We start from the raw sequence: 12,987 nt of genomic DNA on the forward strand, positions 1-12,987 counted from the left end.
CCTTCACGATGCCGATCAATCACTGGAGCCGGTTCGGCCTGCTCCTGGGGTTGCTGCTGGTGAGCGCCTGCTCGCCGGACGCCCCACCGCCCAGCTCGGTGCAGCGGGTCGACGGGCACCTGGATGCCCAGGGCCTGCTCAGCTATGACCCCGGCGACTACCACGAAACCCGCCAGGGCACGCCGGGCGGCACCTTGCGCATGTCGGCGGCGCTGGATACCGGCACCTTCGATGTGCATTCCAGCTACCACGGCAACGTGCAATGGCTGGCGCGGATCGTCTACGACTGCCTGCTGTATCAGGACGAAAACGGCAAGATTTCGCCCTGGCTGGCCAAGTCCTGGGACGTGTCCGAAGACGGCAAGACCTACACCTTCCACCTGCGCGATGACGTGACCTTCAGCGACGGCGCAAAATTCAATGCCGAGGCGTTGCGGATCAACCTGGAGCATATGCGTGACCCGGCGACCAAATCACCGCTGGCCGCCGCGTATATAGCGCCTTATATCGATGGCCGGATCATCGACGAGTACACCTTCGAGGCGCACTTGCGCGAGCCCTACTCGCCGTTCCTGTATGTGTTGGCGCAGTCCTGGCTGAGCATGGTCTCGCCCAAACAGATCCGCGAAGCGCCCAAGAGCATCGCCGAGCACCCTATCGGTTCCGGGCCGTTCGTGTTGCAAAGCTATACCCGCGAACAAGGTGCGACCTTTATCAAGCGCGCCGACTATCACTGGGCACCACCGGTTACCCGGCACATCGGTCCGGCCTACCTGGACCGTATCGAGCTGAGCATCGTCCCCGAGGCCATGACCCGCTACAGCACCCTGCAATCCAAGCGTTCGGACTTCACCCTGGATGCCCCGGCGCAAAATACCGCAGCAATGCGCGCCTCGCAGAACCTGGTGGTACGCAACCGGATTCGCATGGCCAGCCCGTATCGCAGTGTCACCTTCAACACCCTGCGTTTTCCATTCGACGATGTGCGCGTGCGCAAGGCCATCGCCCAGGCCATCGACCGTGACGGCCTGGCCTGGATTGCCGGGTTCGGCGAGCTTTTAGCGAAAAGCGATTACCTGGCGGTGAACACACCGTTCTACGACCCGGCCTACCGTGATGTACTGAAATACGACGTCGACGCCGCCAACCGCCAACTGGACGAAGCCGGCTGGACCCTGCGCGATGCCCAGGGCTATCGGGTCAAGGACGGCCGACGCCTGTCGGCGCAACTGCTGGGCTTCGAAAGCCCGTCATTCCCCAGCAACGTCGCGGTTGCCGTACAGGCGGACGTGAAGAAAGTCGGCATGCAACTGACCATTCAAATGATGCCCCTGGCCCAGCTCACCGACCGTCGTACCGCTGGCAATTATGACGCCATCGGCGGCGGCTATTGGCACACCAACACCCCCGACGGCCTGTACATCCTGTACCACAGCGACTCGCGCGCCTCGCCCACCAAAAGCGGCAACAACCTGAGCAACCTCAGCGACCCGCGCCTGGACCAACTGCTCGGCGCAGCTCGCCGCTCCCATGACCCGGTAGAACTGCAGGCCCTGTACAGCGCCGCGCAACAACGCCTGACCGAAGTGGTGCCCGCGGTACCGGACTTCGAAAGCCAGGTGCTGATCGCCTATCGCACGGCGGTCAAGGGGCTGATCTTCGACGCCGTGCACAACACCCCATTCTTTACCAGCGTGTGGCTGGATCAGGAGGCTCCATGAAACAGCTTGCCGCTCGACTACTGGCCGGGGTAGGCGTGCTGTGGGGCGCGGCCACCCTGACCTTCGTCGCCATCCATTTCAGTGCTGGCGACCCGGTGCTGGCGATTCTCGGCGGGCCGGACGCCATCCCCACCCCGCAGCAACTGGCTCAGGTTCGCGAGGAATACGGCTTTGACCAGCCGCTGTGGGTGCAATACGGGCGCTACGTGGGTCGGATTGCCCACGGCGATTTTGGCGAGTCGTACCGCCTGCGCATTCCCGTCACCGAGGCGATCGGCAAGCAGATCGGCGCCACCTTGCAACTGGCCCTGAGCGCTGCACTGTTGGCCATCGGCCTGGCGCTGGCCAGCGCGGTGCTCACCGCCAAGCGCAACCCCTGGGTACGCCGCGTGGCTTCGGCCAGCGAGCTGGTGCTGTCGTCATCGCCGTCGTTCGTGCTGGGGATTTTGCTGTTGCTGGTGTTTTCCTTCCAGTGGCCGGTGTTGCCGCCGGCCGGCTCCAACGGCTGGCAAACCCTGATCCTGCCGACCATCGCCCTGGCGTTGCCGATTGCCGGGATGCTCAGCCAGGTGCTGCGCCAAGAGCTGGAAGACATCCTCGAACAACCCTTTATCGCCATGGCCCGCGCGCGCGGCCTGTCGCAGACCGCCGTGCGCCTGCGCCATGCCTTGCGCCATGCCTTGGTGCCGCTGGTGACCCTGTCCGGGTTCATCTTCGCCAGCCTGCTGGGAGGTGCGGTGGTCACGGAAATGTTGTTCGCCCGCCAGGGGATCGGGCGAATGATGCTCGATGCGGCCGTGGCCAAGGATGCGCCGGTGGTGCTGGGGATCACCTTGTTGGCGGCGCTGGTTTATGTGGGGGTGAACCTGTTGGTGGATGTGCTGAACGGGTTGATTGATCCACGGGTTAAACCGCGATGACGGCTGGTTCACACCATCTGCTTTATGTGGGAGCGGGCCCGCTCCCACAGTGGATCATCGTCAGCTTTGAATGACTCAATTTCAGATTAGGAACCGAACATGAGCGACACCCAACTGCACGAACGTTTCGCCCCGGTTTTCCAGCGCATTGCCCAAGGCGCGGTGCAACGTGAGCAGGAGCGTACCCTGGCATTCGACGCCGTCGCCTGGTTGAAAGACGCCGGCTTCGGTGCCTTGCGCGTACCGCGCAGCCAGGGCGGACTGGGCGCGACCCTGCCTGAGCTGTTCGCCTTGCTGATCGAGCTGGGCAGTGCCGATTCGAACCTGCCACAGATCGTGCGCGCGCATTTCGGCTTTGTCGAAGGCCGGCTGGTGAGTCAGGACAGTGACTCCCAGGCGGACTGGTTTCCCAAGGTCGTCGCCGGGCAATTGTGGGGCGCAGCCATGGCCGAGCGCAGTGACACCACCACCAACTCGGTGACGCTCAAGCCCACCGCCGATGGTTGGCAACTGGACGGCCAGAAGTATTACTGCACCGGCACCTTGTATGCCGACTGGGTCGCCGTGGCTGCCGCCGACGGTGCCGACTTTATCAGCGTGGTGGTGCCCACCGATGCGCCCGGCGTGACTCGCGTGGATGACTGGGATGGTTTTGGCCAGCGCCTGAGCGGCAGCGGCACCACGCGCTTCGACCGGGTAGCCGTGCCCGAACATCAGGTACTGCGGCGCTTCAAGCCCGGCGAATTGCGGGCCGAGTCATATATCTCGGCGTTCTACCAGTTGTTCCACCTCGCGACCCTGGCCGGGATCGCCCGGGCCGCGCTGCGCGATGCCGTGGAGTTTGTCCAGGGCCGCACCCGCGCGTTCGGTATTCCCGGGCAATCCAGCCCGCGCCTGGACCCGCTGGTGCAACGGGTGATCGGCAAGCTGTCGAGCCTGTCCTATGCCGCCGACAGCCTGGTACAGGCCACCGCGCAGGTGCTGCAAACCACCCATGAGGCTGTGCTCGACGGCTCCATCAGCGAAGCGCAATACGTCGACGCGGATGTGCGCACTTATCAGGCACAGCAAGTGATCCTGCCGCTGGTGTTGGAAGCCACCAGCCTGCTGTTCGAAGTCGGCGGTGCCTCGGCCACCAGCCAGGTACGGCGCCTTGACCGGCATTGGCGCAATGCCCGCACCCTGGCCTCGCACAACCCGGCGATCTACCGCGAACGGGCCCTTGGCGATTTCTACCTCAACGATGTCAGCCCCGCTGCCGCCTGGCGTGCCGCCCAGGAACAGGCGGTGGCTGACCACCCCGAGCATGCCAGCGCCCGCGATGAAGCCAGCGCCGTCTAACCCAAGGAACTTGCATGAAAGCGCAAATGAGCATTGGCATGAACATCCTCGGTTTCGGCGCGCACGCGGCGGCCTGGCGGGTCGGCGAAGTGCCGGCGGATGCCTATCTGGATGTGGAGTACTACCGCAATATCGCGCGCATTTCCGAGCGCGGCACCCTCGACGCGATCTTCCTCGCCGACGGCCCAGCCCTGGCGGGTGATGTGGCCACGCAGCCGGTGGGCCGCCTGGAGCCAACCATCCTGTTGACTGCCGTGGCCCTCGCCACGCAACACATCGGCGTGATCGCCACCGCCTCCAGCACCTATAACGACCCCTACAACCTGGCCCGGCGCTTTGCCTCCCTGGACCACATCAGTGCGGGCCGCGCGGCCTGGAATGTGGTGACCAACGCCACCGACGCCGCCGCGCAGAATTTCGGCCTGGCCAACCAGTTGCAACACGGGGAGCGCTATGCCCGCGCCGAAGAGTTTATCGATATCGCCTTCAAGCTCTGGGATAGCTGGGAAGACGACGCGATCATCGGCGATGCCAGCAACGGGCACTACGCACACCCTGGCAAGATCCATACCCAGGACTTTGTCGGCCAGCACTTTTCCATCAAGGGCCCGCTAAACCTGCCCCGCTCGCCCCAGGGTCGCCCGGTGCTGGTGCAGGCCGGCTCGTCGGAGGGCGGCAAGGCCCTGGGCTCGCGGTATGCCGATGCGATTTTCACCACCCAGACCAGCCTGGAAGATGGCCAGCACTTCTACCGCGACATGAAGCAACGCGCTCGGCAATGGGGGCGCAACCCCGAGCACCTGAAAATCATGCCGGGCCTGTCCACGGTGATCGGCAGCAGCGAGGCCGAAGCCCATGCGCGCTTTGATCAACTCAATGCCTACCACGGCGAACATGGCCTGATCCAGCAAGTGGCCGCGCGGATCGGCATCCCGGCCGAGGAGCTGGCGCTGGATGCGCCGCTGCCGTGGGCGCGGATCGGTGAAGTGGGCACTTATGAGAAAGGCTCCCAAGGGTTTCTCGAAGCCCAGCTCAACCTGGCCCGCCGCGAAGGCTTGACGGTGCGCGAACTGTCACGGCGCATCCTGGTCGGCCATCGGTTGCTGGTGGGCACCCCGGAACAAGTGGCTGACAGCCTGGAGCACTGGTTCCTTGCGGGCGCGGCCGATGGCTTCAACATCATGCCGGACATGTTTCCTTCAGGGGTCGAGGTGTTTGTCGATGAGGTGGTGCCGCTGCTGCGCAAGCGCGGGGTGTTCCGCCATGAGTACAGCGGTAGCACGTTGCGTGAGCACCTGGGGTTGCCGTATCCGCAGAGTCAGTATGCGAGGAGCCTGGCATGAGCACCTATGCAATTCCCTGGCGCTTTACCCTGGCCTTGCCGAACACCTTTCGTCCCGGCCTGTCACTGGCCTGGCTGTTTGTGATCGGCTTGTCGATCGCGGCGCTCGTGCCGCACTGGCTGACCGGTATCGACCCACTGGCCGCCGCCGCCCGCAACGCCTACCTGCCGCCCAGCAGCAGCCACTGGCTGGGCACCGATGAAAACGGTCGCGATGTACTCGCCCGCCTGATCCACGGGGTGCGCCCTTCACTGTTGATGGGCCTGGTGTCCACGGCCATCGGTCTGGGCGCCGGGATCATCCTCGGCTTGGCGGCAGGCCTTGGCCCGCGCTTGGTGGATGGCGCGATCATGCGCTTGATCGATGTATTGCTGGCGTTTCCCGACTTGCTGCTGGCCCTGGTGATCATCACGTTCTGGGGCCAGGGCCTGTGGATCACGCTGATCGCGGTGGGCGTGGCGAGCATCCCGCGCTTTGCGCGGATGGTGCGTGCGCAGACCCTGGTGGTGCGTGACGCCCCCTACGTCGAAGCCGCCACCACCCTCGGCCGGCATCGTGCAGCCGTGGTGTTTAGGCATGTGCTGCCCAATGCGGTCAAGCCGATCCTGATCCTCGCCACCATCGGTATCGGTCACAACATCATCACCGGCGCGGCCTTGAGCTTCCTCGGCTTTGGCGCTTCGCCGCCCGCGCCGGAATGGGGCTCGATGCTCGCCATGGGCCGCAACTACCTGGCCAACGCCTGGTGGCTGGTGGCCTGGCCGAGCGTGGCAATCATCCTGACGGTGGTGTCGATCACCGCCATTGGCCGTGACTGGCTGGCACGCAGCGAGGGTAAATCCCGATGAGTACGTTAGTGGATGTGCAAGACCTGCGGGTGCAGTTTGGCCACACACCGATTATCAAGGGCATATCGTTCAGCCTGACCGCCGGTGAATGCCTGGCGTTGGTGGGTGAGTCTGGCTCGGGCAAGACGGTGACCTCACGCACCCTCAGCGGCCTGAGCGGCGCCGGATCAAAGGTACAGGCCGAGCGCCTGGCGTTTGCCGGCACTGACCTGCGCCAGTTGGATGACCGTGCCTGGCAAGCCCTGCGCGGTGCGCAGATCGGCTTTGTGATGCAGGACGCCCTCGGCTCCCTCGACCCGCTGCGCCCGGTGGGCAAGGAAATTGCCGAACCGTTGCGCTTGCATACTGAGCTGGGTCGCGCTGCGCGCCAGGCACGGGTCATCGAGTTGCTACGTTCGGTGGGTGTCCCACAACCGGAACTACGCGCGTTGCAGTACCCCCATCAACTCTCGGGCGGGCTGCGCCAACGGGCCCTGATCGCCTCGGCGATTGCCGCAGGCCCGCGTCTGTTGATTGCCGATGAGCCGACCACGGCGCTGGACGCCACGGTACAGGCCCAAGTCCTGGCGCTGCTGGAGTCCTTGCGTTCGCAAGCCATGGCGATGCTGGTGGTCAGCCATGACCTGGCGGTCGTGTCGCGCCTGGCGGACCGGGTGGCGGTGATGCATCACGGGGTGATTGTCGAGCAAGGCCCGGTGGAGGCGATCCTGCATGATCCACAGCACCCTTACACCCAATCGCTGCTGCGGGCTGGGCGCGCCGTGCATTTCCAGCGTCCGGCCCGGGCGGCGCCGAAGCTGGCGCGTGTCGAGCGCTTCGACCTGCCATTGATCGAGGCGCGTCACCTGCAAAAAACCTTTATTGGCCCCGACGGTCAGCCCCATGTCGCGGTGCACAACGCCAGCTTCAGCCTGCGGGCCGGGGAAACCCTGGGGATTGTCGGCGAGTCTGGCAGCGGCAAGACCACCCTCACCCGCATGCTGCTGGGGCTGGAGCGCCCGGACGCCGGCGATGTGTGGCTTAACGGGCGGCCCTGGAGCGCGCTCAACGATCAACAACGACGCCAGTTGCGCCAGCGCATCCAGGTGGTGTTCCAGGACCCGCAAAGCTCGTTCGACCCGCGCTACACCGTGGCACGGGTGCTCAACGAGGCGCTGCAAGTGGCGGGTTTGCCACGCCAGGACTGGCCGGCACGCACCCTGGAACTGCTGGAGCTGGTGCGCCTGGATGCCAGCGTACTCAGTCGCCGTCCCCTGGAGCTTTCCGGCGGCCAGCGCCAACGTATCGCCATTGCCCGGGCGCTGGCGCCCAACCCCCAGGTGCTGGTGTGCGACGAGCCGGTGTCGGCCCTGGATGTGTCGGTGCAGGCGCAGATCCTCGCGCTGCTGGCCGACCTCAAGACCCGCCTGAAACTGGCCTGCCTGTTCATCTCCCACGACCTGGGCGTGATCAACCAGGTCAGCGAACGGGTGCTGGTGATGAAGGACGGCGAGGTGGTGGAAAGCGGCACTGTGCGTGACGTATTTGACCACCCCCAGCATGCCTACACCCGCGCCCTGCTCGACGCTATCCCGCAGATCGACCGGCCGGCCCCGGTGCCCGAACACCACTTCATTACCTACGCCATTGCCATATAAGGATTGTCATGAGCTTTTTGTCCGTGCCAGCGCTGTTGCAGCGTGCCGCCGTGTTATTGCCGCAGATCGCCGAGGGGGCCGCCGAACGCGAGCGCACCCGGCAACTGCCCCATGAGCAGATCCGCCAACTGGCCGCAGCGCGCCTGCTGACCCTGCGCATTCCCCAGCGCTACGGCGGCAGCGAGTCCAGTGTGCGCGAGGTGGTGCAGTTCGTGATCGACCTGGCGGCAGTAGATTCCAATATCGCCCAGTCGCTGCGCCCCAGCTTTGCCTTTGTCGAAAGCCTGCTGGTGCAAAAGTCCGAAGCCGAACGCCAGTTGTGGTTTGCCCACTACCTGCGAGGCGAAGTGTTCGGCAACGCAGGCTGGGAAATCGGCGGCGCCAACGGCCAGGTCAGTGCGCGGCTTGTGCCTGAGGGCGAGCACTTTCGCGCCAATGGCAGCAAGTACTACAGCACTGGCGCGCTATATGCCGACTGGGTCAGCGCGGTGGCGCTGGATGAAAACGAGGAACCGGTATCGTTCGTGGTGCCCCGCGACCGCGAAGGCCTGGAACTGGTGGATGACTTCGACGCCATGGGCCAGCGCCTGACCGCCAGCGGCACCACACGCCTGAACAACGTGCTGGTGCGCCGCGAGGAAATCCGCACGCGGGTGGTGGAGGAAGGCCAGCGTTCGATCATCACGCCGTTCCTGCAACTGTTCCTCGGCGCGGTGCAGGCCGGCATCGCGCGCAATGCCTTGAACGATGCGGTGGCCTTTGCAAAAGACCATGCGCGGCCAATCAAGCACAGCAGCGCCAGCCGCTCGGTGGATGATCCCTATGTGGCGTTTTCCGTGGGTGAGATCTCGGCCCGTGCGTTTGCTGCCGAAGCGGTGGTGTTGCGTGCCGCTGACAGCATCGACGTGGCCTGGGCCCACGACCTGGATCACGATGCGGTGACTCGCGCAGCCGTCGACGTGGCCCAGGCGCAATACATCGCCGCCGAGTCCGCACTCAAGGCCGCCGAACTGCTGTTTGACGTGGGCGGCGCTTCCACTACCGGACGCAGCCATAACCTCGATCGACACTGGCGCAATGCGCGCACTGTGGCCAACCACAATCCACGGCACTGGAAGGCCGCAGTGGTCGGCGCCTATCGGCTCAAGGGCAGCGAACCACCGACGTCGGGCTTGTTCTAGAGCCTTGCTCTCTGGTATTGCATAGCAACTGTCTGCGCTTTTAAGGAGTTCTCCATGATTTACCGCACACTGGGCCAGTCCGGGCTCAAGGTCAGCGCACTGACCCTGGGTACGATGATGTTTGGCGAACAGACCAACACCGAAGATTCGCTGCGGATCATCGACAAAGCCTGGGACCAGGGCATCAACTTCATCGACACCGCCGACGTCTACACCGGCGGGCGTTCGGAAGAAATTGTCGGCGAAGCCATCGGCCGTCATCGCACCGACTGGGTCGTGGCCTCCAAAGTCGGCTTCGGCCCACCGGACGGCCTGCCCAACCGCAGCGGCCTGAACCGCAAGCGTATTTTCAACGCGCTGGAAGCCAGCCTCACCCGCCTCGACACCGACTATCTGGACATCTACTACCTGCACCGTGAAGACCACGATACGCCGCTGGATGTCACGATTTCGGCGATTGGCGACCTGATCCGCCAGGGCAAGATCCGTTACTGGGGGCTGTCCAACTACCGGGGCTGGCGCATTGCCGAAGTGGTGCGCGTGGCCGAACGCCTGGGGGTCGACCGGCCGATCATCAGCCAGCCGCTGTACAACATCGTCAACCGCCAGGCCGAGGTGGAGCAGATCACCGCGGCCGCAGCCTATGGCCTGGGCGTGGTGCCTTACAGCCCGCTGGCCCGTGGCGTGCTCAGTGGCAAGTACGCGCCGGATATCACCCCCCAAGCGGGTAGCCGTGCCGCACGCCAGGACAAGCGCATCCTGGAAACCGAATGGCGCGTGGAGTCGCTGCGCATTGCCCAGCAGATCCAGCAGTACACCCAGGGCCGTGGCGTGGGGATTGTCGAGTTTGCGATTGCCTGGGTGTTGAACAACCAGGCGGTCAGCTCGGCAATTGTCGGCCCGCGTACGGAGGCGCAGTGGGATGCCTATACCGGGGCGCTTGAGGTGAAGATCAGTGCTGAGGATGAAGCGTTTATTGATTCGCTGGTGACGCCGGGGCATGCGTCGACGCCAGGGTTCAATGATGTGGGGCACTTTGTCTCAGGGCGTATCCACCGTCCCTGAGAACACCCCCTGTAGGAGCTCGATAGCGTCGACGCGGTGTATCTGCTAGACCGAGTTGAGGCTATCGCAGGCAAGCCAGCTCCTACAGGTTTTGAATGGCGAGATCATTCAACCCAGCGGCACATCCAGGCTGACCTTGACCCGGTCCATCACCACAATGCTGCGAAACCATTTGATATTGCGGTTCTCGTAGAACAGCGTGCGGGCCAGGGTTTCGTAAGCCTTCATGGTTTCCACCACGACCACCAGCATGAAGTCCGCATCGCCGGTGACGTAATAGCACTGCTGCACTTGTGGGATCGACATCTGCACCTTGAGCACGTCGAGGTCTTCGATATGGGTGCGCTCGGCGTGCACCTCCACCAGGATCGTGATCGGCTTGCCTACCGCGTCCTGATTGACCACCGCCGTATTGGCGCTGATCGCCCCGCCCTGCTCCATGCGCTTGATACGCCGCTGCACGGCTGCGGTCGACAGGTTGACCTGTTCGCCAATCACCCGCAGCGCGGTGGTGTTGTCGCGTTGCAGGTGCTTGAGAATCGCGCGGTCGAAATCATCCAGGGGCGGTTGGGGGCTGACGGGCATGCTGGCGAACCTTGGGCGTGAGAAAATTTCCCATAAAATGCCGTAAAACAGAGCAAACGTCTCACCTCAAAAGCAATATATTCCCACCTGAAATTCCCCCCTCTTTCGTTTGAATCGGTTTCGCGAGGATCGCGTGTCTAAAGGTGTTGTTTTATCGGTATTGGCCTCGGTGTTGTTTGCCGTGATGTATTACTTCACATCGCTGCTCACGCCGTTGAGCGGACTGGAAATTTTCGGCTGGCGCATGCTGCTGACCGTGCCGTGCATGACCGTTTTCATGGTGCTCAGCAGTGAGTGGCGCCAGGTCTGGGCGCTGCTGCAGCGACTGGCGGGCGAGCCACGGCTGATCGGCGCAATTGTGCTGTCATCGGTGTTGCTGGGCGTGCAGCTGTGGCTGTTCATGTGGGCGCCGCTCAACGGCCGCAGCCTGGATGTGTCCCTGGGCTACTTCCTGTTGCCGCTGACCATGGTCCTGACCGGGCGCCTGGTGTATGGCGAACAGCTGTCGCGGCTGCAATGGATCGCGGTGGTGTTTGCGGCGATTGGCGTGCTTAACGAGCTGTACCAGATGGGCGGGTTCTCCTGGGCGACGCTGCTGGTGATCATCGGCTACCCCATCTACTTCGTGCTGCGCAAACGCCTGGCCACTGACCACCTGGGCGGGTTATGGCTGGACATGGCGCTGATGCTGCCGGTGGCGTTCTGGTTTGTACAAAGTGGCGAACAGGGCTTCGCCGTGCTGGATGCCCATAAAGGCTTGTACGCCTTGATCCCGATGCTCGGGTTGATCAGTGCTTCGGCGCTGGTGTGCTACATCATCGCCAGCCGGCTGCTGGCGTTCAGCCTGTTCGGCCTGCTCAGCTATGTGGAGCCGGTGCTGTTGCTGGGGGTGGCGTTGCTGCTGGGGGAAAGTATCGGGCCGGGTGAATGGCTGACTTATATCCCGATCTGGTTGGCGGTGATGGTGTTGGTGTTTGAAGGGTTCAAGCACCTGATGCGTCAGCGCAGAGCCTGACCCAATAACTGTAGGAGCGAGCAAGCTCGCTCCTACAAAAAACCATGTCAGTCGGTGGTCAGCACGCCACGACGGACCTGGTCACGCTCGATCGACTCGAACAGGGCCTTGAAGTTGCCTTCGCCGAAGCCGTCATCGCCCTTGCGCTGGATGAACTCGAAGAATACCGGGCCCATCAGGGTTTCCGAGAAGATCTGCAACAGCAAGCGCTTGTCGCCGGCGACGGACGAACCGTCCAGCAAAATACCCCGGGCCTGCAATTGGTCCACCGGTTCGCCGTGGTTTGGCAGGCGGCCTTCGAGCATTTCATAGTAAGTGTCTGGCGGCGCCGTCATGAAGCGCATGCCAATCTTCTTCAACGCGTCCCAGGTCTTGACCAGGTCTTCGGTGAGGAAGGCTACGTGCTGGATGCCTTCACCGTTGAACTGCATCAGGAACTCTTCGATCTGGCCTGCGCCCTTGGACGACTCTTCGTTCAACGGGATGCGGATCATGCCATCCGGGGCGCTCATGGCCTTGGAGGTCAGGCCGGTGTATTCGCCCTTGATGTCGAAGTAGCGCGCTTCACGGAAGTTGAACAGCTTCTCGTAGAAGTTCGCCCAGTAGGCCATGCGCCCGCGATAGACGTTATGGGTCAAATGGTCGATGACCTTCAGGCCCGCGCCCACCGGGTTGCGGTCCACACCGTCGATAAACACGAAGTCGATATCGTAGATCGAGCTGCCTTCACCGAAACGGTCGATCAGGTACAGCGGCGCGCCGCCGATGCCCTTGATGGCCGGCAGGTTCAGCTCCATCGGGCCGGTTTCGATATGGATCGGCTGGGCACCGAGTTCCAGGGCGCGGGTGTAGGCCTGCTGCGAATCCTTAACGCGGAACGCCATGCCACACACCGATGGACCGTGCTCGGCGGCAAAGTACGAAGCGATGCTGTTGGGTTCGTTGTTGAGGATCAGGTTGATCCCGCCCTGGCGGTACAGGTGCACGTTTTTCGAGCGGTGGCTCGCCACCTGGGTGAACCCCATGATCTCGAAGATCGGCTCAAGGGTGCCCGGGGTCGGCGATGCAAATTCAATGAATTCAAAGCCCATCAGGCCCATTGGGTTTTCGTATAGATCTGCCATGATTTGGCGCCTCATCATCTTTTTAGAATTAAATTAATTAATTGCCAGCAAGGATGAGGTGGGCAGGTGGCGCACAGGAAATGCCCCGCACGCTGCGGGCGAGGAAGTCACCGTAGATGAGTTGGAACCCGAGTAGCTTCATGGTTGGATCATTCTCTTACGGGCGTCTCTGACGGACGAGGCCTGCGGGATGTCAGGCGCTTATTC

At 63.3% G+C, this 12,987-nt stretch carries 11 protein-coding genes; 9 read left to right on the forward strand and 2 right to left on the reverse strand.

Going from position 1 to position 12,987, the window contains the following annotated elements; genetic code table 11:
* Positions 1-8 precede the first annotated feature (8 nt).
* The 8 genes from FJD34_RS02705 to FJD34_RS02740 all read left to right on the forward strand — a co-directional run bounded on the left by FJD34_RS02705 (position 9) and on the right by FJD34_RS02740 (position 10,056).
* Positions 9-1,721: an ABC transporter substrate-binding protein gene (locus FJD34_RS02705; RefSeq protein ID WP_090291030.1), complete on the forward strand. Its 1,713-nt coding sequence runs from the start codon at positions 9-11 to the stop codon at positions 1,719-1,721.
* Positions 1,718-2,641, forward strand: a complete 924-nt coding sequence (locus FJD34_RS02710) for an ABC transporter permease (RefSeq protein ID WP_032860578.1) — start codon at positions 1,718-1,720, stop codon at positions 2,639-2,641. The genes FJD34_RS02705 and FJD34_RS02710 overlap by 4 nt, the downstream gene beginning before the upstream one ends.
* Before the next feature lie 99 nt (positions 2,642-2,740).
* Entirely contained in the window at positions 2,741-3,982 is a 1,242-nt protein-coding gene (locus FJD34_RS02715) for an acyl-CoA dehydrogenase family protein (protein ID WP_090291029.1), read from the forward strand.
* A gap of 14 nt (positions 3,983-3,996) precedes the next feature.
* Complete coding sequence (locus tag FJD34_RS02720) at positions 3,997-5,325, forward strand: LLM class flavin-dependent oxidoreductase (protein WP_032860580.1); 1,329 nt, start codon at positions 3,997-3,999, stop codon at positions 5,323-5,325.
* The gene (locus FJD34_RS02725) at positions 5,322-6,173 is read left to right on the forward strand and encodes an ABC transporter permease (protein WP_090291028.1); all 852 of its coding nucleotides are present in this window, start codon (positions 5,322-5,324) and stop codon (positions 6,171-6,173) included. Before FJD34_RS02720 ends, FJD34_RS02725 begins: the two co-directional genes overlap by 4 nt.
* Positions 6,170-7,810, forward strand: coding sequence for a dipeptide ABC transporter ATP-binding protein (locus FJD34_RS02730; RefSeq protein WP_090291027.1), 1,641 nt, complete (start codon positions 6,170-6,172; stop codon positions 7,808-7,810). Before FJD34_RS02725 ends, FJD34_RS02730 begins: the two co-directional genes overlap by 4 nt.
* Positions 7,811-7,818: 8 nt before the next feature.
* Positions 7,819-8,991, forward strand: a complete 1,173-nt coding sequence (locus FJD34_RS02735; RefSeq protein ID WP_032860583.1) for an acyl-CoA dehydrogenase family protein — start codon at positions 7,819-7,821, stop codon at positions 8,989-8,991.
* 54 nt (positions 8,992-9,045) lie between these two features.
* The gene (locus FJD34_RS02740; RefSeq protein ID WP_090291026.1) at positions 9,046-10,056 is read left to right on the forward strand and encodes an aldo/keto reductase; all 1,011 of its coding nucleotides are present in this window, start codon (positions 9,046-9,048) and stop codon (positions 10,054-10,056) included.
* A 108-nt stretch (positions 10,057-10,164) separates the two neighbouring features.
* Here FJD34_RS02740 and FJD34_RS02745 read toward each other — a convergent pair whose 3' ends face one another.
* The gene (locus FJD34_RS02745) at positions 10,165-10,641 is read right to left on the reverse strand and encodes an Lrp/AsnC family transcriptional regulator (RefSeq protein ID WP_032860586.1); all 477 of its coding nucleotides are present in this window, start codon (positions 10,639-10,641) and stop codon (positions 10,165-10,167) included.
* 133 nt (positions 10,642-10,774) lie between these two features.
* On the opposite strand from FJD34_RS02745, the gene rarD reads away from it, so the two are divergent.
* The gene (rarD, locus tag FJD34_RS02750; RefSeq protein WP_090291025.1) at positions 10,775-11,656 is read left to right on the forward strand and encodes an EamA family transporter RarD; all 882 of its coding nucleotides are present in this window, start codon (positions 10,775-10,777) and stop codon (positions 11,654-11,656) included.
* A 47-nt stretch (positions 11,657-11,703) separates the two neighbouring features.
* Here the strand turns inward: rarD and hppD are convergent, their stop codons facing one another.
* On the reverse strand, positions 11,704-12,780 hold the full coding sequence (gene hppD / locus FJD34_RS02755; RefSeq protein WP_032860588.1) for a 4-hydroxyphenylpyruvate dioxygenase: 1,077 nt from the start codon (positions 12,778-12,780) through the stop codon (positions 11,704-11,706).
* Between the last annotated feature and the right edge of the window lie 207 nt (positions 12,781-12,987).

It is taken from the genome of Pseudomonas brenneri, from assembly GCF_007858285.1.
GTDB lineage: Bacteria > Pseudomonadota > Gammaproteobacteria > Pseudomonadales > Pseudomonadaceae > Aquipseudomonas > Aquipseudomonas brenneri.